The organism is Streptomyces sp. NPDC058812 (assembly GCF_042744565.1).
Classification (GTDB): Bacteria; Actinomycetota; Actinomycetes; order Streptomycetales; family Streptomycetaceae; genus Streptomyces; species Streptomyces thinghirensis.
This window is the reverse complement of record NZ_JBHYOB010000007.1, coordinates 40,562-60,859: the sequence shown is the minus strand read 5'-3', so window position 1 is coordinate 60,859 and position 20,298 is coordinate 40,562. Positions and strand designations below refer to the sequence as shown.

Below are 20,298 nucleotides of genomic sequence, written 5' to 3'. Positions count from 1 at the left end.
CACGGCTCCGCAAGATCTGTGTCGCCGTCACCACGGTACGGCGGTGGTCGGTGACCATGTGCGGCAACGGGGGAATTGGTGGCGCGCAAACGCACCGGCGCACACCCGCGCGCGGCGCCCGCCCTCAGTCCTCGTGCCCGAGCTGGAGGTCGCGCTCCGTGCGGCCGCCGCCGGCCACCTGGAGCACGGTGGCCACGGGCGGGTAGCCGGCGGCGATGACGGTGTACTCGCCGGACGACAGGTCGACGAACCGGAAGGTGCCGTCGGGCCCGGTGGTCAGCGTGTCCACCACGTTGCCCGCCGCGTCGAGCAGTGTCACGCGCGCGTCCTCCACGGCCCGTCCGCCACTGGCGCGCACGGTGCCGCGCAGCACGGCGCCGCCGGCCAGCTCGACGTCCTGGCGGGTCTCCCGGGCGGCCTGGACGCTGACGGGCAGCGCGGCCGGGCGGAAGGCGGGGGCGCTGCCGGCCAGGGTGTACTCGCCGGCCACCAGCTCGGTGATGACGTAGCCGCCCTCCCGGCCGCTGCGGGTGGTGGCGACGACCTCGCCGTGGACGTTGGTGAGCGTGACGGTCGCGTCGCGTACGGGGCTGCCGTCCGCGGTGAGCACACTGCCGGCGAGGCGGCCGGCACCGCCGAGGACCACGTCCAGTTCCACCGGGCGTTCGCCGACGGTCACGGAGACCGCCTGCGGCTGGTGACCGCCGGCCGCGGCGATCAGGACGTACGACCCCGAGCCGGGCGTGGCCAGCGCGTACCGTCCGTCGTCGCCGCTGGCGCCCCGGCCGATCTGCCGGCCGCTGACGTCGATGAGGGTGAGCGCCGCGCGGGGCACGACGGTGCCGTCGGGGTGCTGCACCGTGCCGCAGACGGCGATGCCGGCGGCGTACGGCGACCGGGCCTGCGGGACGGGGGCGACGGACTGCGCGGTCTGGGCGGTTTCCTGCTCGGTGACGGGGGCGTTGTGGGACACCAGGGGTTTCTCCTTGAGGAAGAAGGCGATGAGCAGCCCGAGGACGAGCACCGGCACCAGGTAGAGGAAGATCCGCGGCATGGCGTCGGCGTACGCCCCGATGTAGGCGTCGCGCAGCGCCGGGGGCAGGGAGTGGACGAGCTGTGGGGTGATGGCCTCGGCGTCGGGCAGCCCGGCGCCCGCCTCGGCGGGGATCCGGTCGGCCAGGGCGTCGGTGAGCCGGTCGGCGAAGAGGGTGCCGAAGACGGCCGCGCCGACGCTGCCGCCGATCTGCCGGAAGTAGTTGTTGGCGCTGGTGGCGGTGCCGAGGTCGGCGGGGCGCACGGAGTTCTGCACGGCGAGGACCAGCACGGGCATCACCATGCCGATGCCGGCGCCGAGGACGGCCATCCAGATGCTGTAATGCAGCCGGGGTGTGTCGGCGTCGAGCCCGGACAGCAGCCACATGCCGGCGACGGACAGGGCGCTGCCGAGGATCGGGTGGGACCGGTAGCGTCCGGTACGGCTGATCATCTGACCGGAGATGATCGAGGTGCCGACGATGCCGCCCATCATCGGCAGCATCAGGAGGCCGGACTCGGTGGCGGTGGCGCCGTCGACCATCTGCAGGAAGGTCGGCAGGTAGCTGGCGGCACCGAACAGGGCGACGCCGATGACGAGGCCGCACAGGCCGGTGACGTTGAAGACGGAGTCCCGGAACAGCCGCAGCGGGATCAGCGGTTCGGGCGCGAAGTGCTCGGCGACCAGGAAGAGGACGGTGGCCGCGACCGCTCCGGCGGCGAGGCCGAGGATGACCTCCGAGCCCCACTCGTATTCGGTGCCGCCCCAACTGGTCAGCAGCACCAGGCAGGTGGAGGCGGCGGCGAGCAGCAGTGCGCCGAGGACGTCGAGGCGGGGCTTGGCCTGCGGCTTGGGCAGTTTCAGGACGACGGCGACGACGGCCATGGTGACCAGGCCGAAGGGCACGTTGATGTAGAAGCACCAGCGCCAGGAGAGGTGGTCGGTGAAGTAGCCGCCCAGCAGGGGGCCCGCGACCGAGGCGAGCCCGAAGGCGGCGCCGATCAGGCCCATGAAGCGGCCGCGCTCGCGGGGCGGCACGATGTCCGCGATGATCGCCTGCACGCCGATCATGAGGCCGCCCGCGCCGACGCCCTGCACGGCCCGGAAGGCGATCAGCTGGTCCATGGTCTGCGCCCGGCCGGCGAGCGCCGAGCCGACGATGAACACCAGGATGGCGAACTGGAAGACGCCCTTGCGCCCGAAGAGGTCACCGAGCTTGCCGTAGATCGGCAGGCCGACGGTGGAGGTGAGCAGGTAGGCGGTGATCGCCCAGGACATCTTCTCCAGCCCGTGCAGCTCGCCGACGATCTTCGGCAGCGCCGTGGCCACGATCATCTGCTCCAGCGCGGCGAGCAGCAGCGCCAGCATCAGTCCGCCGAAGACCAGCCGCACCCGGCGCGGGCTCAGCCCGGCACCCGGCTCCGGCTCGGGTGCGGGGGGCTCGGGAGGCGTCGGGGGTGCGGTGGCCGGTTCGTCCTGCACCAGAGTGATCCCGCCCATGTACCGCTCCCCTCGTCACACCTGCTCACAATTGCCGCCTGGGGCGACAACTGCGAACAAGTGCGAAGAGTTACGGCATACGGCGGTGAGTCGCGTACATCACTCGAACCGGTGAGGCGGCCAACGGCCGCCCCGTACTTGCCCTTTGGCTACTTCTCGACCTCGGTGGCGAGCTTGGCGAGCATCGCGTCGTAGATCCGGGCGAGCCCCTTGGGCGCGAAGGTCTTCTCGAAGAATCCGCCGACGCCGCCGGCGCCCTGCCAGGTGGTGACGACGACCACGCGGGACTTGCCCTCCCCGGCCGGCGTGACCCGCCAGGTGGTGACCATGGAGGAGTTGCGGTCCTTCTCGACCAGCTCGCCGTCGGTCGGCTCGGTGACCTCCAGCAGGCAGTCACGGACGCGCTTGCTGGTGGCCTGGAGCTTCCAGTGCACGAGGGTGCCCTCGCCGTCGCCGCCCTCCCGGACCTCGTACTCACTGAAGTGCTCGGGCAGCAGCTTCTCGCGGCTGCCGCTGTAGTCGGCGAGGGTGTCGAACACCGTCTCCGCGTCCGCTGCGACGATCCGCTCCGTAGTCGCCTCGACCTGCGCCATCGGGTTCCTCCAGGGCCTGGTTCTCGGGGTCCGGGCAAGCCAACCACCCCGCCGCCCGGCCACCAAATCGGGGGGCGCGAAGCGGCCCCGCGCGACTCATCCGCACGATCACGGGAACAAGTGTTCTATTGTGTGGGCAGTGCTACCGAGGAGGCGTCAATGCGCTGGGAGAACCTCACGGACTCCGACCACGCCCGGGCGGCCGACCCCGCGCTGTTCGACGCGGACGCGGTCACCACCCGCACGTTCGACACGCCCGAGTTCCGCGGCATCACCTTCCACGAGGTGCGGGCCCGCTCGATCCTCAACCGGGTGCCGGGCGCCTCGCGCATGCCGTTCGAATGGACGGTCAATCCGTATCGGGGCTGCACACACGCGTGCGTGTACTGCTTCGCGAGGAAGACGCACAGCTACCTGGACCTCGACACGGGGCTGGGCTTCGACTCACAGATCGTCGTCAAGGTGAACGCGCCCGAGCTGCTCCGCCGCCAGCTGGCCTCGCGCCGCTGGCAGGGCGAGCACGTCGCGATGGGCACCAACGTCGACTGCTACCAGCGCGCCGAAGGCCGCTACCGGCTGATGCCGGGCATCATCGCGGCCCTCACCGAGCGGGCCAACCCCTTCTCGATCCTGACCAAGGGCACGCTGATCCTGCGCGACCTGGACCTGCTGACGCGGGCGGCCCGGGTGACGGACGTGGGGATCTCGGTCTCGGTCGGCTTCACCGACCCGGAGCTGTGGCGCACCGTGGAGCCGGGGACGCCCGCGCCGGAGCGCCGCCTGGAGGTCGTACGGATCCTGGGTGAGCACGGCATCGGCTGCGGCGTGCTGATGGCACCGGTCATCCCGTTCCTCGGCGACGAACCGGCCCAACTGCGAGCCACCGTACGGGCGGTCGCCGCCGCCGGCGCCACGTCGGTGACGCCCCTGGTGCTGCATCTGCGGCCGGGCGCCCGGGAGTGGTTCATGGCCTGGCTCGGGCGGCATCACCCCCACCTGGTGCGCCGGTACGAGCGGCTGTACGCGGAGGGCGCCTACGCCCCGAAGTGGTACCAGCGCCGGATCACGCGCCAGGTGCACGACTTGGCGGAGGAGTACGGCATCGGGCCCACGCGCGCGGGGATGGCGCGGCGGATCGCGGAGCCGGCACCACCGGAGCCGGATCGGCTCGCAGCGACCGAGCCGGTCCAGCTCTCGCTTCTCTGAGCACTGCCTTCCCGCCTCGGGATCTTTCGTCAGGCCTCCCAGTAGAGGCCGCGTACGTACGCCGCCGTGATCGTGATCGGCTCCTGGTCGGCGCTGTCGGCCGGGTAGTACATGAACTCGAACCGCAGCCGCTCGTCGGCGACGATGGACCCGCTGTTGTGGAAGTCGGCGAAGCTGCTGCCGTCGGTGCCCGTCCGTTCGGTGATCGGGCCGTTCCAGCGGGAGCCGCCTGGACGCAGGTGGTAGAAGCGGCCCTGGAGGGTGGAGCCCGGCGGGACTTCCGCCCGGATCTGGGCCATGGCCTGGTAGTGGGACGCGCGGGTGAGCAGGTCCAACCCGTCGACGTTGAGCGTGGTCCACTTGCGGGGTGTGATCTCCTGGTCGTCGCTGTCGTAGCGGCCGATCGCTCGCGGCATGTCGTCCTCCTCGGGATCGCCGGGGGTCCAGCCGGCGGGGTGGGTGAGGCGTTCTTCGATCCGGGCGCGCATCGACCCCATGGTGAAGCCGCGCGGGTCGACCTTTCCGGGCTGCCATTCGAGGTGGCCGATCACGGAGCGCTCGTTCCAGCCGTGGTGGCGGCAGACGGCTGCTGCGGCGCGTTCGATGGCGTCCAGTTGGACGGCGGGCCAAGGGTCGACGCCGTCCCCGAGGTTCTCGCACTCGAAGCCGTAGAAGTGCCGGTTTCCGTCGGTGTTCGACTCGTTGTCCGCCGGCGGTCGCGCTTCTTCGATGACGGCACGCAGGACGTCGTCGTCTCCCAGGCCCGCGTGGTTGGCCCGCCCGTAGCCGACCAGGTGGACCCTGCCGTCCTTGGTGATGACGCCGTGGCACAGCGGCCCTGGCAGTCCCGCGTAGCCCTTGCGGCAGATCTCCACCGTGCGGGCGCTGCCCCGGGTCACGGTGTGGTGGATCATCACCCCGTGCACGGGCCCCCAGGGGCCCTTGTGGTTGCGGTTGTGTCGCTCCCATTCGCCGACCTCGACGACGACCAGGCCCTCTTCCCGGAGGGCTCGCAGGAAGCTCCGCGCTCCCATCGGCGCGGCCATCACACACGCTCCGGACACGACCAGGTGGTCGCCGACATGACGATGCCGCTCGGGCTGGGTGGTTGGGGCATGTCAGCCTCCGGTCGTAGGGGCGGGGCTCGTCGGAGCACGGTGATCGTGTCGGCCTTGCGGTGGGGGTTCTCGCCGGGCCGTGTGCCAAGGTCCGCGGTCCGCGCGGGGACCTGTCTCGGGTAGATACCCGGTGTGAGCACCAGGTCCGCGCCGACGGCCGGACCGATGTGGGCCACCGCATGGATCAGGCCATCCATCAGGCCATCCGGTCGAGGGCATCTGCCGACGCAATTGGGTCAAGTACGCGCAGATCGCGTTCCTCCGGGGGCGCTCCCCGGGACGATGCGGCGAGGACCGCGACCCGCGCGGACCGCAGCCTCTCCGTCCGGGAGGACGCCATGAGACAACGCGCAGCCGTGCTGTGCGGCGCAGCCGTCATCGCCGCCGGGACCGTCACGGCCGTCCCCGCCGAGGCGAGCGCACCACACCCCGCGAGCACCCCGCGGGCCGCGAAGCCCAGCTGGGAGAAGTGCGGCACGGCCGACTACCCGACCCTCCAGTGCGCGTCCCTCTCGGTCCCGCTCGACCACGCGCGTCCGGACGGGAAGCAGATCACGCTGGCGCTGTCCCGCGTCCCGCACACCGCCGAGAAGTACCAGGGACCGTTGCTGGTCAACCCCGGCGGCCCCGGTGGCAGCGGGCTGACGCTCGCCGGGTTCGTGGCGTCCTCGCTGCCCGCGGAGGTGGCCGCCCAGTACGACGTCATCGGCTTCGACCCGCGCGGCGTGGGGAAGAGCAAGCCCGCCCTGAACTGCCGGCCGGGCCACTTCGACCCGGTACGCCCCGACTCCCTGCCCGTCGCCCCGGCCGTCGAGAAGGCCAACCTCGCGCGCGCGAAGTCGTTCGCCGAGGCCTGCGGCGAGAAGCACGCGGACGTGCTGCCGTACATCGACACGGTCAGCGCCGCACGGGACATGGACGCGATCCGCCGGGCGCTCGGCGAGAAGAGCATCAACTACTTCGGCTACTCGTACGGCACCTACCTGGGCGCCGTCTACGCCAAGCTCCACCCGGACCGGGTGCGGCGCCTGGTCCTGGACTCCGTCGTCGACCCGACCGACGTCTGGCACGAGGCCAATCTCCATCAGGACCTCGCCTTCAACGACCGTCACCGGGCCTTCCTCGCCTGGATCGCCGAGCACGACGCGACGTACGGGCTGGGCACCGACCCCGATCGGATCGAGGCCGCCTGGTACGCCATGCGGACGGCACTGGCGAAGAAGCCCGCGGGCGGGAAGGTCGGGGCCTCGGAGCTGGAGGACACCTTCGTCCCCGGCGGCTACTACAACGGCTACTGGCCCTATCTGGCGGAGTCGTTCGCCGCGTACGTGAACGACGGGAACACCGGCCCGCTCGTCGAGGCGTACGAGAACTTCGGGGCCGTGGACGCGTCCGGCGACAACGGTTACAGCGTCTACACCGCGGTGGAGTGCCGCGACGCCGGCTGGCCGCGCGACTGGGACGACTGGCGCGACGACAACTGGGACGTGTACGAGAAGGCTCCCTTCATGACCTGGAACAACGCCTGGTACAACGCACCGTGCGCGTTCTGGCCCACGGACTCGCGGCAGCCCGTGGACGTCACCAACCACGAACTGCCGCCGGCGCTGCTGTTCCAGGCGACCGGCGACGCGGCCACCCCGTACGAGGGCGGCGTCACCGCGCACCGGCGGCTGCGCGGCTCCAGCCTGGTGGTCGAGGAGGGCGGCGGGAACCACGGCATCACGCTGAGCGGGAACGGCTGCCTGGACAAGCATCTGGCCGCGTACCTGGCCGACGGCACCGTGCCGCGGGGCGCCGGCGAGGCGGACGCGGTGTGCCCGGCGCTGCCCGCGCCGAAGCCGCTGGAGTCCAAGGCGGCGTCGACGTCCTCACGCGGTTCGACACTCCACGGGCTGCTCGGCTTCCGGGGTTAGGGGGTGCCGTTTGACGGCCCGTCGAGGGCGCTGTCAGTCCCGTGGTCCACCATGGACGCATGAGTGAGCTGACCAGGATTCCCGCCCCCGACGGCGTCGCCCCCGCCGCCCAGTACACGCATGTGGTCCTCGGCACCGGGCGGTTCGTGGCCGTCTCCGGGCAGCTCGCCCTGGACGAGGACGGCAGGCTGGTCGGCGAGGGCGACCCGGCGGCCCAGGCCCGCCAGGTGTTCGAGAACCTGCGCCGGTGTCTGGCGGCGGCCGGCGCGTCCTTCGACGACGTGGTGAAACTGACCTTCTTCGTCACGGACATGGCGCACATGAACGCCATCCGGGCCGCCCGCGCCGAGCACATACCCGACGACCGGCTGCCGGCCGCGTCGGCGGTACAGGTCGCCGCGCTGGTCCGGCCGGAGTTCCTCATGGAGATCGAGGCGTTCGCGGTCGTGTCCCCGTGAGTCCCGGCCCGGTGAGCGGTCCGCGGGTACGGGTGCGGGAGATGACGCTCGCCGACTGCGACCGCGTGTCCGCGATCCGCGTCCGGGGGTGGCGGACGGCGTACCGGGGCCTCATGCCGCAGCCGTACCTGGACCGGCTCGACGTGAGCGAGGACGCCGCACGGCGCCGCGACCTCTTCACCCGCGCTCCGGACGACGTGGTGAACCTGGTCGCCGAGGACGACGGCGGCGAGGTCGTCGGCTGGGCCTGCCACGGCCCGTACCGCGACGGTGAACGGCTCACCGCCGACGCCGAGTTGTACGCCCTCTATGTGGACGCCGGGCATTTCGGCACCGGCGTCGGGCAGGCCCTGCTCCGGGAGTCGGTGCGCCGGTGCGCGGCCGCCGGGCGCACGCGCATGCTCCTGTGGGTGCTCGAGGGCAACGCCCGCGCCCGGCGCTTCTACGAACGGGCGGGGTTCCGCGCCGACGGGGCCGAGGAACCGTTCGAGGTGGACGGGGTGGCGGTGCCCGAGGTGAGGTACGCCGGACGCCTCGGCGGCTGACGGCTCACCGCTGCCCCGGGATCCGCGCCAGCGCCCGCACCGCCGCCTCCGCCAGGGCGGGGTGGGCCAGGGCGTCGTTCAGGACGGGAGCGGCACGGTCGTCGCCCAGCGTGCCCAGCCCGTCCACGCAGGCGAGCGCCACACGCCGGTACGGGTCGTGCGGGCGCAGCCGCCGCTCCAGCGTGGTGATCAGGGCGGGCACGGCCTCGGGAGCCCTCAGTTCGACCAGCAGCCGCACCGGGTGCAGGGCGTAGGCGACCCGCAGTTCGTTGGTGGCGAGGGCGGCCGCGGCGCGGGCGGTGCGGGGGTCGCCGAGCCGGGCGAGGGCGTGGGCGGCGGAGGCGCAGCGCGGCGGGTCGCGGTGGTTCAGCAGCAGCACGAGGGACTCGAAGGCCCGCCGGTCCCCCGCCACGCCGAGCCGGAACGCGGCCAGTTCCCGGGCCCAGAGCGGGTGCCCGGGCTCGGTGAGCACCGCGGCCAGCTCGTCCGGGTCCCCGGTCGCCACGAGACGGTCGTACGCCGCCGAGGCCTCCGGCGTGCCCGACGCCGCCGACTCGGACCGTAAGCGCTCCGTGAGCGTTCGCAACTCTTCGTCCATGACACCGAGGTTAGGCGCGTCACAGGACGGGTGGGACGTACATCACGAACACCGGGGGCTGGCGCGCTCGTTACCCGCGAGTTAATCTCAGACGAGCGAGTTACCCACTCGCGGTACTCCTCACGGCGGTCTGGTGACGCGGCCGTCGTGAGCGCAGAGAGCAGTCGGTTCGGTACCGGTTTCAGGTACCGCAGTACGACTCGGCCTCGGGACAGGGCCGGTCGGAGACCGCCGCCGTGCGGGCGTGTGCACGCCCCGAGCGACGGCACCGGGCGTGTGCGCCAGTCAGCCCGGCAACACCCGCACTCCATTCCTCACGCACCCGGTGCGCCGCCAGGCGCATCCGGGCGCGTTCCCGTCGTCACCCTCATTCCTGGAGTCCCGCGATGGCCACTCCCCTGTCCGACACCCCTCTGTCCCCGCTCCGGACCATCGCCGTCGTCGGCCTCGGCACCATGGGCACCGGCATCGCCGAGGTCCTGGCCAGGGCCGGCCGCGACGTCGTCGGCATCGACATCAGCGAGGCGCAGGCGGCGACGGCCGTCGCCGCACTGGAGTCCTCCACCGCCCGCGCCGTCGAGCGCGGGCGGCTCACGGAGCAGGAGCGCGCCGACGCCCTCGCCCGCATCCGCACCTCCACCGACCTGCGGACGGCGGCCGACGCCGACCTGGTGATCGAGGTGGCCCCGGAGTCGTACGAGATCAAGCAGCAGGTCTTCCGGGAGCTGGACGGGATCGTGCGCCCCGAGACGATCCTGGCGACCGGCACCAACGCCCTGTCGGTCACGCGGCTGGCCGCCGAATCGTCCCGCCCGGAGCGGGTGCTCGGCCTGCACTTCTTCAATCCGGCTCCGGCGATGAAGCTGGTGGAGGTGGTCTCCTCCGTGTTGACCGCGCCGGGCGCGGTCACGGCCGTCACCAACCTCGCGCTCGACCTCGGCAAGGAGCCCGTCGCGGTCGGCGACCGGCCCGGGTTCGTCGCCGACGGCCTGCTGTTCGGCTACCTCAACCAGGCCGCGGCGATGTACGAGGCGAACTACGCCTCCCGCGAGGACATCGACGCCGCGATGCGGCTCGGCTGCGGCCTGCCGATGGGCCCGCTGACCCTGCTGGACCTGATCGGCGTGGACACCGCGCGCACGGTCCTGGAGGCCATGTACGCCGCCTCCCACGACCGGCTGCACGCCCCGGCGCCGATTCTGAAACAGCTCAGCGAGGCGGGCCTGACGGGCCGCAAGGCCGGGCGCGGCTTCTACACCTACGAGGCGCCGGGCAGCGCGGTCGTCGTGCCGGACGCGCTGACCCCGAGCGCGGGTGACAGCGCGGTGGCCGGCCGTGCCGTCCGCGCGGTGGGCGTCGCCGGGTCGGGCACCATGGCGTCCGGCATCGCCGAGGTGTTCGCCAAGGCCGGGTACGAGGTCGTGCTCGCCGCCCGCAGCGCGGAGAAGGCGCAGACGGCCAAGGCCCGGATCGGCAAGTCCCTGGCGCGCGGCGTCGACAAGGGCAGGCTGACCGCCGAGGCCGCCGCGCAGACGCTGGAGCGGATCACGCCGACGGGTACGTACGACGACTTCTCCGACGTCGATCTGGCGGTGGAGGCGGTCGCCGAGGACCTGGAGGTCAAGCGGCAGCTGTTCGCCACGCTGGACAAGGTCTGCAAGCCGGGCGCGGTGCTGGCCACCACCACCTCCTCCCTGCCCGTCGTCGCCTGCGCCCGCGCCACCTCGCGCCCGCAGAACGTGATCGGCATGCACTTCTTCAACCCGGCGCCGGCCATGAAGCTGGTCGAGGTGGTGCGCACGGTGCTGACGGCGGACGACGTGCACGCCACCGTCCGCGAGGTCTGCGCCAAGGTCAGGAAGCACGCGGTGGACTGCGGCGACCGGGCCGGGTTCATCGTGAACGCGCTGCTGTTCCCGTACCTCAACAACGCCGTGAAGATGGTGCAGGAGCACTACGCGACGCTCGACGACATCGACGCGGCCATGAAGCTGGGCGGCGGCTACCCGATGGGGCCCTTCGAGCTGCTGGACGTGGTCGGTCTCGACGTCTCGCTCGCCATCGAGAAGGTCCTGCACCGCGAGTTCCGCGACCCGGGCCTGGCCCCGGCGCCGCTTCTGGAACACCTGGTCGCCGCGGGCTGCCTCGGCCGCAAGACGGGCCGCGGTTTCCGCGAATATGCCCGCCGCTGAGCCCGGTCCCGGCGACTGGTTCCGGTCCGAGGAGGACTGGGGCGGACTGCTCGATCCCGCCGGGTCTCCCCCGCCCTCCGCGGGCGGGGGAATCCCCGGTCACGCGCATGATTGCGCGCACATGCAGTACGTTCGGGGCATGTCCCAGCCCGCCAAGTCCTCACGTACACCAGCTACGCCCGACGCGCCGGAGAGCGCGGCCGGCGGCCGAGCCGCCGCGCAGCGGCTCAAAATGCGCCGGGAGCTGGCGGCAGCCGCGATGGAGCTGTTCGCGACCAAGGGGTACGAGGCGACCACCGTCGACGAGATCGCGGCCCGCGCCGGGGTCGCCCGCCGGACCTTCTTCCGGCACTTCCGCTCCAAGGAAGAGGCGATCTTCCCGGACCACGACGACACCCTGGTGCGCGCCGAGGCGGTGCTCAACGCGGCGCCGGCGCACGAGCATCCGCTCGACACCGTGTGCCGGGGCATCAAGGAAGTCATGAAGATGTACGCGGCCCGGCCGGAGATCTCGGTCGCCCGCTACAAGCTGACGCGCGAGGTGCCCACCCTGCGCGAGGCGGAGATCGCGTCGGTGGCCCGCTACGAGCGCCTCTTCACCCGCTACCTGCTCGGCCACTTCGACGAGCACGCGCACGCCGACGACGCCAACGACGACCCGCTGCTGGCGGAGGTCGCCGCGTCCGCCGTGGTCACCGCCCACAACCACGTGCTGCGGCGCTGGCTGCGGGCGGGCGGGCAGGGGGACGTGGAGACCCAGCTCGACCACGCCTTCGCGATCGTACGGAAGACGTTCGGCACGGGCATCGGCGCCGGGCGCGACACGGCGTCCTCCGCGCGGACCGGCGCCTCCTCGGCCTCCGTGCAGGGCGAGGTGCTGGTGACGGTCGCGCGTACCGACGCGCCGCTGCACGAGGTCATGCGCACCATCGAGCAGGCGCTCAAGGAGCGCTGACCCGCCCTGTCCCAGCTGTGACGACGGCCACCCTCCGGGTGGCCGTTTTCGCATGTCAATGCCCCTTTTCGTGGCCCTCGCGAACCCCGTTCGATCGATCATCGCTCATCTGTCGGGTAAAGATTTCATTTGAGAGCAGGTTCTGGCACTCAGTGCCTTGCGGGGTGACACGCGGTGTCATACGTTGAAGGTGTCCGGGCTGTCCCCGCAAGCGATCGCCTGCGTGCCCGGCGCCTGCGTCACAGGCACCCTCCCGCGCCACAAAGCGCTGCCGAACAGCACCACCGCCGAACCGACGGCACCCCCCTCACCCGATCCTCAGCAGCACCGACGTAACCCTCAGCGCCCCTCCCTCGCGGGCGCTCGACGCCGGAGGCAACACCGTGACCATGAAGGACATCCTGGCCGCGATCCAGGCGACCGACTCCACGCCGGCCGACATCGCCGCCCTGCCGCTCCCCGAGTCGTACCGCGCGATCACCGTGCACAAGGACGAGACCGAGATGTTCGCGGGCCTCGAAACCCGCGACAAGGACCCGCGCAAGTCGATCCACCTGGACGAGGTGCCGCTGCCCGAGCTGGGCCCCGGCGAGGCCCTGGTCGCCGTCATGGCGTCCTCGGTCAACTACAACTCCGTGTGGACCTCGATCTTCGAGCCGATGTCGACGTTCGGCTTCCTGGAGCGCTACGGCAGGGTCAGCGAACTCGCCAAGCGCCACGACCTGCCGTACCACGTCATCGGTTCCGACCTGGCCGGCGTCGTCCTGCGCACCGGCCCGGGCGTCAACGCCTGGCAGACCGGCGACGAGGTCGTCGCGCACTGCCTCTCCGTCGAGCTGGAGTCGTCGGACGGCCACAACGACACGATGCTCGACCCGGAGCAGCGCATCTGGGGCTTCGAGACCAACTTCGGCGGCCTGGCGGAGATCGCCCTCGTCAAGTCCAACCAGCTGATGCCCAAGCCGGACCACCTCAGCTGGGAGGAGGCCGCCGCCCCGGGCCTGGTCAACTCCACCGCGTACCGCCAGCTGGTCTCCCGCAACGGCGCCGGCATGAAGCAGGGTGACAACGTGCTCATCTGGGGCGCGAGCGGCGGGCTCGGCTCGTACGCCACCCAGTTCGCGCTGGCCGGCGGCGCCAACCCGATCTGTGTCGTCTCCAGCGAACAGAAGGCGGACATCTGCCGCTCGATGGGCGCCGACGCGATCATCGACCGCAACGCCGAGGGCTACAGGTTCTGGAAGGACGAGCACACCCAGGACCCGAAGGAGTGGAAGCGCTTCGGCAAGCGCATCCGCGAACTCACCGGCGGCGAGGACATCGACATCGTCTTCGAGCACCCCGGCCGCGAGACCTTCGGCGCGAGCGTCTACGTCACCCGCAAGGGCGGCACCATCACCACCTGCGCCTCGACCTCGGGCTACATGCACGAGTACGACAACCGCTACCTGTGGATGTCCCTGAAGCGCATCATCGGCTCCCACTTCGCCAACTACCGCGAGGCCTGGGAGGCCAACCGCCTCATCGCCAAGGGCAAGATCCACCCGACCCTCTCCAAGGTGTACGCCCTGGAGGACACCGGCCAGGCCGCCCACGACGTCCACCGCAACGCCCACCAGGGCAAGGTCGGCGTGCTGTGCCTGGCGCCCGAGGAGGGCCTGGGCGTGCGCGACCAGGAGAAGCGCGCCAAGCACCTCGACGCCATCAACCGCTTCCGGAACATCTGAGGGCGGCGGAGGCCACACATGACTGAGCGTCAGAAGGACCGGCCGTGGCTCATGCGCACCTACGCCGGTCACTCCACGGCCGAGGCGTCCAACGAGCTGTACCGGCGCAACCTCGCCAAGGGCCAGACGGGTCTGTCGGTCGCGTTCGACCTGCCGACGCAGACCGGCTACGACTCCGACCACATCCTCGCCCGCGGCGAGGTGGGCCGGGTCGGGGTGCCGGTCGCGCACGTCGGTGACATGCGCCGGCTGTTCCAGGACATCCCCCTGGAGCAGATGAACACCTCGATGACCATCAACGCCACGGCCATGTGGCTGCTGGCGCTCTACCAGGTCGTCGCCGAGGAGCAGGGTGCGGACATCACCCAGCTCCAGGGCACGACCCAGAACGACATCGTCAAGGAGTACCTGTCCCGGGGGACGCACGTCTTCCCGCCAGGGCCGTCGCTCCGTCTGACGACGGACATGATCGCGTACACGGTCTCCCACATCCCGAAGTGGAACCCGATCAACATCTGCAGCTACCACCTGCAGGAGGCGGGCGCCACGCCGGTGCAGGAGATCGCGTACGCGATGTCCACCGCCGTCGCCGTGCTGGACGCCGTGCGCGACTCCGGCCAGGTGCCGCAGGAGCGCATGGGCGACGTCGTCGGCCGCATCTCCTTCTTCGTCAACGCGGGCGTCCGCTTCGTCGAGGAGATGTGCAAGATGCGGGCCTTCGGCCGCATCTGGGACCGCGTCACCCGCGAGCGGTACGGCATCGAGAACCCCAAGCACCGCCGCTTCCGCTACGGCGTCCAGGTCAACTCCCTCGGCCTGACCGAGGCCCAGCCCGAGAACAACGTCCAGCGGATCGTGCTGGAGATGCTGGCGGTCACCCTCTCCAAGGACGCACGCGCGCGTGCCGTGCAGCTGCCGGCCTGGAACGAGGCGCTGGGCCTGCCCCGGCCCTGGGACCAGCAGTGGTCGCTGCGCATCCAGCAGGTGCTGGCGTACGAGAGCGACCTGCTGGAGTACGGCGACCTCTTCGAGGGCTCGAAGGTGGTCGAGGCGAAGGTCGACGAGCTGGTCGAGGAGTCGCTCGCCGAGATCGAGCGCATCCAGGAGATGGGCGGTGCGATGGCGGCCGTCGAGTCCGGCTACCTCAAGTCGCAGCTGGTCGCCTCGCACGCCGAGCGCCGGGCCCGGATCGAGTCCGGCCAGGAGAAGATCATCGGTGTCAACGCCTTCGAGGGCACCGAGCCGAACCCGCTGACCGCCGACCTGGACACCGCGATCCAGACGGTCGACCCGGCGGTGGAGGCCCGCGTCATCGCCTCGCTCCGGAACTGGCGCGACACCCGCTACCAGCCGCCCTTCAACCACCCGCGCCCCTGCAAGGCGCTGGAGAAGCTGAAGGAGGCCGCCAAGGGCACCGACAACCTCATGGAGGCCACCCTGGAGTGCGCCCGCGCCGGCGTCACGACCGGCGAGTGGGCCGGGGCGCTGCGCGAGGTGTTCGGTGAGTTCCGGGCGCCGACCGGTGTCTCGTCGGCGCCGGTCGCGATCCCCGCCGAGGAGGGCTCGGCACTGTCCCAGGTGCGCCGCAAGGTGGACCTGACCGCCAAGGACCTGGGCGTCGGCAAGCTGCGCTTCCTGGTCGGCAAGCCCGGTCTGGACGGCCACTCCAACGGCGCCGAGCAGATCGCCGTACGGGCCCGCGACGCCGGGTTCGAGGTGGTCTACCAGGGCATCCGGCTCACCCCGGAGCAGATCGTGGACGCCGCCCTGGCCGAGGACGTGCACGCCGTGGGCCTGTCCATCCTCTCCGGCTCGCACGCCCAGCTGGTGCCGGACGTGCTGGAACGGCTGCATGTGGCCGGTGCCACAGATATTCCGGTGATCGCCGGTGGCATCATCCCGAACGGAGACGCCGAACAGCTGCGAGCCGCCGGAGTGGCCGCGGTCTTCACCCCGAAGGACTTCGACATCACCGGAATCATCGGCCGCATCGTCGACGAGATCCGCACAGCGAACAAGCTCGACCCCCTGGAGGTCCCCGCATGACCAGCCCCGCTCCCCAGGTCAACCGCCTGCGCCCACGGCGTTCCTGCCTGGCGGTGCCCGGCTCGAACCCGCGCTTCCTGGAGAAGGCCCAGGGCCTCCCGGCCGACCAGGTCTTCCTCGACCTGGAGGACGCGTGCGCGCCGCTCGCCAAGCCGGAGGCGCGGCACACCATCGTCAAGTTCCTCAACGAGGGCGACTGGACCGGCAAGACCCGCGTGGTGCGCGTCAACGACTGGACGACCGAGTGGACGTACCGCGACGTCGTGACCGTCGTCGAGGGCGCCGGCCCGAACCTGGACTGCATCATGCTGCCGAAGGTCCAGGACGCCCAGCAGGTGGTGGCCCTCGACCTCCTGCTCACCCAGATCGAGAAGACGATGGGCTTCGAGGTCGGCCGCATCGGCATCGAGGCGCAGATCGAGAACGCGCAGGGCCTGAACAACGTCAACGAGATCGCGCAGGCCTCCCCGCGCGTCGAGACCATCATCTTCGGTCCGGCCGACTTCATGGCGTCCATCAACATGAAGTCGCTGGTCGTGGGCGAGCAGCCGCCCGGTTACCCGGCGGACGCCTACCACTACATCCTGATGAAGATCCTGATGGCCGCCCGCGCCAACAACCTCCAGGCGATCGACGGTCCCTACCTCCAGATCCGCAACGTGGACGGCTACCGCGAGGTCGCACAGCGCGCCGCCGCCCTCGGTTTCGACGGCAAGTGGGTGCTGCACCCAGGTCAGGTCGAGGCGTCCAACGAGATCTTCTCGCCGTCCCAGGAGGACTACGACCACGCCGAGCTGATCCTCGACGCGTACGAGTACTGCACGTCCGAGGCGGGCGGCAAGAAGGGCTCCGCGATGCTCGGCGACGAGATGATCGACGAGGCCAGCCGCAAGATGGCCCTGGTCGTGGCGGGCAAGGGACGCGCCGCCGGTATGCGGCGCACCAGCAAGTTCGAGATCCCGGAGGCGTGACGGCCATGCAGTTCGGACGCACCTACGAGGAGTTCGAGGTCGGGGCGACGTACAAGCACTGGCCGGGCAAGACGGTCACGGAGTACGACGACCACCTGTTCTGCCTCCTCACCATGAACCACCACCCGCTCCACATGGACACCAACTACGCCGAGAAGACGACGGACTTCGGCAAGAACGTGGTGGTCGGGAACTACGTCTACTCCCTCCTGCTGGGCATGTCGGTACCGGACATCTCGGGCAAGGCGATCGCCAACCTGGAGATCGAGTCGCTCAAGCACGTGGCGCCGACCTTCCACGGCGACACCGTCTACGGCCAGACGACCGTGCTCGACAAGTGGCCGTCCAAGTCGAAGAGCGACCGCGGCATCGTCCACGTCGAGACCAAGGGCTACAAGCAGGACGGCACGCTGGTCTGCGTCTTCCGCCGCAAGGTGATGGTGCCCACCGAGACGTACATCAAGGAGCGCGGCGGCGAGCAGCCGGGCCGCCCCGAGCTGAAGGAACAGGGGAAGTAGATGAGCCGCCTCGCCCAGACCCACGGCCTCACGGACGTCCAGCGGGAGATCCTCTCCACCGTCCGGGACTTCGTGGACAAGGAGATCATCCCGGTCGCGACCGAGCTGGAGCACCGTGACGAGTACCCGCAGGACATCGTCGACGGGCTGAGGGAACTGGGCCTGTTCGGCCTGATGATCCCGGAGGAGTACGGCGGCCTGGGCGAGTCGCTCCTCACCTACGCGCTCTGCGTGGAGGAGATCGCCCGCGGCTGGATGTCGGTGTCCGGCATCATCAACACGCACTTCATCGTGGCGTACATGCTCAAGCAGCACGGCACGCAGGAGCAGAAGGACCACTTCCTGCCCCGCATGGCCGCGGGGGACATCCGGGGCGCCTTCTCGATGTCGGAGCCGGCGCTGGGCTCGGACGTCTCGGCGATCACGTCGAAGGCGGTGAGGGACGGTGACGAGTACGTCCTGAACGGTCAGAAGATGTGGCTGACGAACGGCGGCACGTCGTCGCTGGTGGCCGTTCTGGTGAAGAGTGACGAGGGTCACCCGGACGGCACGGCGCCGCACAAGTCGATGACGACCTTCCTGGTGGAGAAGGAGCCCGGTTTCGGCGAGGTCCGCCCCGGCCTGACCATCCCCGGCAAGATCGACAAGATGGGGTACAAGGGCGTCGACACCACCGAGCTCATCATGGACGGCCTGCGCGTTCCCGCCGACCGGGTGCTCGGCGGGGTCACCGGCCGAGGTTTTTACCAAATGATGGACGGCGTCGAGGTCGGCCGCGTCAACGTCGCGGCCCGTGGCTGCGGTGTCGCCCAGCGTGCCTTCGAGCTGGGTGTCCAGTACGCCCAGCAGCGTCACACTTTCGGCAAGCAGATCGCCCAGCACCAGGCCATTCAGTTCAAGCTGGCGGAGATGGCTACCAAGGTGGAGGCGGCGCATGCGATGATGGTGAACGCTGCACGCAAAAAGGACTCGGGCGAACGAAACGACCTGGAAGCGGGGATGGCCAAGTACCTCGCCTCCGAGTACTGCAAAGAGGTCGTGGAGGACGCCTTCCGGATCCACGGCGGTTACGGCTTCTCCAAGGAGTACGAGATCGAGCGCCTCTACCGAGAGGCCCCGATGCTCCTGATCGGTGAAGGCACCGCTGAGATCCAGAAAATGATCATCGGCCGCCGACTGCTCGAAGAGTATCGATTCCAGGGTTAGATGTCCGGATACGGGGTGTTTTCTTGGAGAAGAAGGTCACACCCCGTAGGCAGTCTTCGGCCGCCGACTCGGCTTCCTGGCTTACCCAGTTGCGGCGGAGAGCCGCTACGATCGCCGGAAAGCCGCCGTCCCCCGTCAGTGTGCGGCATCATCCGCTACGAAGGTCATCCATGCCCCACAGCCAAACCTCTGCATCTCGCGACAGCCTGGCCGGCGTACGCCTCGCGCGCGGAGCATCGCCGTGGCTTCTGCCGACCGTCGCCACCGCAGCCGTCAGCCTCCTCCGTGCCCGCCGCTCCGGCGCCGCCAAGGCCGTCGCCGTCCCCGCCACCGCGCTCGCGGCGGGGATGCTGTGGTTCTTCCGCGACCCCGAGCGCGAGATCACCCAGGGCCGGGTCATCTCGCCCGCCGACGGTGTGGTGCAGAGCATCATGCCGTGGAAGGACGGCCGTACCCGCGTCGCGATCTTCATGAGCCCGCTCAACGTCCACGTCAACCGTGCGCCCCTGTCGGGCACGGTGACGTCCGTCGAGCACGTCCCCGGTGGCTTCGTTCCCGCCTTCAACAAGGAGAGCGAGAACAACGAGCGAGTGGTGTGGCACTTCGACACCGAGCTGGGCGACATCGAGATGATCCAGATCGCCGGCGCGGTGGCCCGCCGCATCGTCCCCTACGTGCCGCAGGGCACGAAGGTGGAGCAGGGCGACCGGGTCGGTCTGATCCGCTTCGGCTCGCGCGTCGACCTGTACCTGCCGGAGGGTGTGGAGGTCGCGGTCGAGGTGGGTCAGAAGACGGTGGCTGGGGTGACTCGAATTGACCGTGATTGATCCACAGACCCAGGCCGGATGGGTGCCCGAGGCCGACGAGGTGGACGACGAGGAGGAGATGCCCCTCTCGCTCCGCCTGTCGATAGCGGACACGCTCACGCTCGGCAACGCCACGTGCGGGTTCATGGCGGTGTACTTCACCACCACCGGCATCCTGATCCCGCACCTCATGGGCAGCGACGAGTCGGGCATGGCCCGGCACAGCGCGGCCACCGCGGTCATCCTGATGCTGTGCGCGGCGATCTTCGACCTCTGCGACGGCCTGGTGGCCCGCAAGCTCCGCTCGTCCCCCATGGGCGCCGAGCTGGACAACCTCTCCGACCTGATCAGCTTCGGGCTGGCGCCGGCCTACTTCGTCCTCGTCTACGGCATGGTCGCGCACGACGCCTACCAGCGGGTCGCGGCGGTGGGGGCGATCGTGGTGCTGCTGGCGGTGGTGCTGCGGCTCGCGCGGTTCTCGTGCGTCACCGTCAAGGACGGCACGTTCCAGGGCATGCCGTCGCCGTTCGGGGCGCTGACGGTGGTGTCGATCGTGCTGCTGGAGCTGCCCTTCGTGGCGACGCTGCTGGCGATCATCGGCACGGCATGGCTGATGGTGAGCCGGGTCGAGTACCCGAAGCCGCGAGGGCGCCTCGCGGTGGCGATGCTCGCGTGGATCGTCCTGTCGATGGGCCTGCTGGCCGGCTGGGCCTTCGACGCGCCGAGCGGACAGCTGCTGTTGCAGACGGGGTGTGCGCTTCAGCTGGTGATGGGCGCGGTGATCCCCCTGTTCGCCACCGCTCGCAGGGTGAACAACTTCAGGGACAACCGGCGGGAGGCGCGGGCGGCGCAGTTGCCGTGACGGCGTCTTCGAGGGCCCCGGACCTGGTTGGGTTCGGGGCCCTTCTGT

Annotated in this window: 16 protein-coding genes and 1 pseudogene; 13 read left to right on the top strand and 4 right to left on the bottom strand. The window is 70.5% G+C overall.

The features are described from left to right. Window positions 1-124: 124 nt before the first annotated feature. Complete coding sequence (locus ACFW48_RS16065) at window positions 125-2,533, bottom strand: MFS transporter (protein ID WP_386315031.1); 2,409 nt, start codon at window positions 2,531-2,533, stop codon at window positions 125-127. A gap of 149 nt (window positions 2,534-2,682) precedes the next feature. Next, entirely contained in the window at window positions 2,683-3,126 is a 444-nt protein-coding gene (locus ACFW48_RS16060; RefSeq protein ID WP_310870141.1) for an SRPBCC family protein, read from the bottom strand. 159 nt (window positions 3,127-3,285) lie between these two features. On the opposite strand from ACFW48_RS16060, the gene ACFW48_RS16055 reads away from it, so the two are divergent. After that, entirely contained in the window at window positions 3,286-4,332 is a 1,047-nt protein-coding gene (locus ACFW48_RS16055) for an Rv2578c family radical SAM protein (protein ID WP_386315028.1), read from the top strand. A gap of 461 nt (window positions 4,333-4,793) precedes the next feature. Here ACFW48_RS16055 and ACFW48_RS16050 read toward each other — a convergent pair. Next, a pseudogene (locus tag ACFW48_RS16050) lies at window positions 4,794-5,366 on the bottom strand (N-acetylmuramoyl-L-alanine amidase); the annotation flags it as partial. A gap of 422 nt (window positions 5,367-5,788) precedes the next feature. On the opposite strand from ACFW48_RS16050, the gene ACFW48_RS16045 reads away from it, so the two are divergent. Genes ACFW48_RS16045 through ACFW48_RS16035 form a run of 3 tightly spaced genes read left to right on the top strand, consistent with a single transcriptional unit; the run spans window position 5,789 to window position 8,369 of the window. Then, window positions 5,789-7,366, top strand: coding sequence for an alpha/beta hydrolase (locus tag ACFW48_RS16045; RefSeq protein ID WP_386315025.1), 1,578 nt, complete (start codon window positions 5,789-5,791; stop codon window positions 7,364-7,366). 59 nt (window positions 7,367-7,425) lie between these two features. Next, window positions 7,426-7,824 (top strand): RidA family protein, encoded by a 399-nt coding sequence (locus ACFW48_RS16040; protein ID WP_386315023.1) that lies wholly within the window; start codon window positions 7,426-7,428, stop codon window positions 7,822-7,824. An 11-nt stretch (window positions 7,825-7,835) separates the two neighbouring features. Next, on the top strand, window positions 7,836-8,369 hold the full coding sequence (locus ACFW48_RS16035) for a GNAT family N-acetyltransferase (RefSeq protein WP_386315022.1): 534 nt from the start codon (window positions 7,836-7,838) through the stop codon (window positions 8,367-8,369). Window positions 8,370-8,373: 4 nt separating this feature from the next. Here the strand turns inward: ACFW48_RS16035 and ACFW48_RS16030 are convergent, their stop codons facing one another. After that, the gene (locus ACFW48_RS16030; RefSeq protein WP_386315020.1) at window positions 8,374-8,967 is read right to left on the bottom strand and encodes an adenylosuccinate lyase; all 594 of its coding nucleotides are present in this window, start codon (window positions 8,965-8,967) and stop codon (window positions 8,374-8,376) included. Between the two features lie 386 nt (window positions 8,968-9,353). Here ACFW48_RS16030 and ACFW48_RS16025 point away from each other — a divergent pair, with 386 nt between their 5' ends. The 9 genes from ACFW48_RS16025 (at window position 9,354) to pssA (ending at window position 20,250) form a co-directional block, all read left to right on the top strand. Continuing rightward, window positions 9,354-11,159 (top strand): 3-hydroxyacyl-CoA dehydrogenase family protein, encoded by a 1,806-nt coding sequence (locus ACFW48_RS16025; protein ID WP_386315017.1) that lies wholly within the window; start codon window positions 9,354-9,356, stop codon window positions 11,157-11,159. 139 nt (window positions 11,160-11,298) lie between these two features. After that, window positions 11,299-12,114, top strand: a complete 816-nt coding sequence (locus ACFW48_RS16020; RefSeq protein WP_386315014.1) for a TetR/AcrR family transcriptional regulator — start codon at window positions 11,299-11,301, stop codon at window positions 12,112-12,114. 389 nt (window positions 12,115-12,503) lie between these two features. Then, the gene (gene ccrA, locus ACFW48_RS16015) at window positions 12,504-13,841 is read left to right on the top strand and encodes a crotonyl-CoA carboxylase/reductase (protein ID WP_386315672.1); all 1,338 of its coding nucleotides are present in this window, start codon (window positions 12,504-12,506) and stop codon (window positions 13,839-13,841) included. A gap of 18 nt (window positions 13,842-13,859) precedes the next feature. Further along, window positions 13,860-15,887, top strand: coding sequence for a protein meaA (locus ACFW48_RS16010; RefSeq protein ID WP_386315011.1), 2,028 nt, complete (start codon window positions 13,860-13,862; stop codon window positions 15,885-15,887). Beyond that, window positions 15,884-16,858: a CoA ester lyase gene (locus ACFW48_RS16005; RefSeq protein WP_121750015.1), complete on the top strand. Its 975-nt coding sequence runs from the start codon at window positions 15,884-15,886 to the stop codon at window positions 16,856-16,858. Before ACFW48_RS16010 ends, ACFW48_RS16005 begins: the two co-directional genes overlap by 4 nt. Before the next feature lie 5 nt (window positions 16,859-16,863). Then, on the top strand, window positions 16,864-17,376 hold the full coding sequence (locus ACFW48_RS16000) for a MaoC family dehydratase (protein WP_386315670.1): 513 nt from the start codon (window positions 16,864-16,866) through the stop codon (window positions 17,374-17,376). Beyond that, window positions 17,377-18,582 carry an acyl-CoA dehydrogenase family protein gene (locus ACFW48_RS15995; RefSeq protein WP_386315008.1) on the top strand — a complete coding sequence of 402 codons (1,206 nt, stop codon included), beginning with the start codon at window positions 17,377-17,379 and terminating at the stop codon, window positions 18,580-18,582. A 170-nt stretch (window positions 18,583-18,752) separates the two neighbouring features. After that, window positions 18,753-19,409 (top strand): phosphatidylserine decarboxylase, encoded by a 657-nt coding sequence (locus tag ACFW48_RS15990; RefSeq protein ID WP_386315006.1) that lies wholly within the window; start codon window positions 18,753-18,755, stop codon window positions 19,407-19,409. Window positions 19,410-19,431: 22 nt separating this feature from the next. Further along, on the top strand, window positions 19,432-20,250 hold the full coding sequence (gene pssA, locus ACFW48_RS15985; RefSeq protein ID WP_055419371.1) for a CDP-diacylglycerol--serine O-phosphatidyltransferase: 819 nt from the start codon (window positions 19,432-19,434) through the stop codon (window positions 20,248-20,250). Window positions 20,251-20,298: the final 48 nt, after the last annotated feature.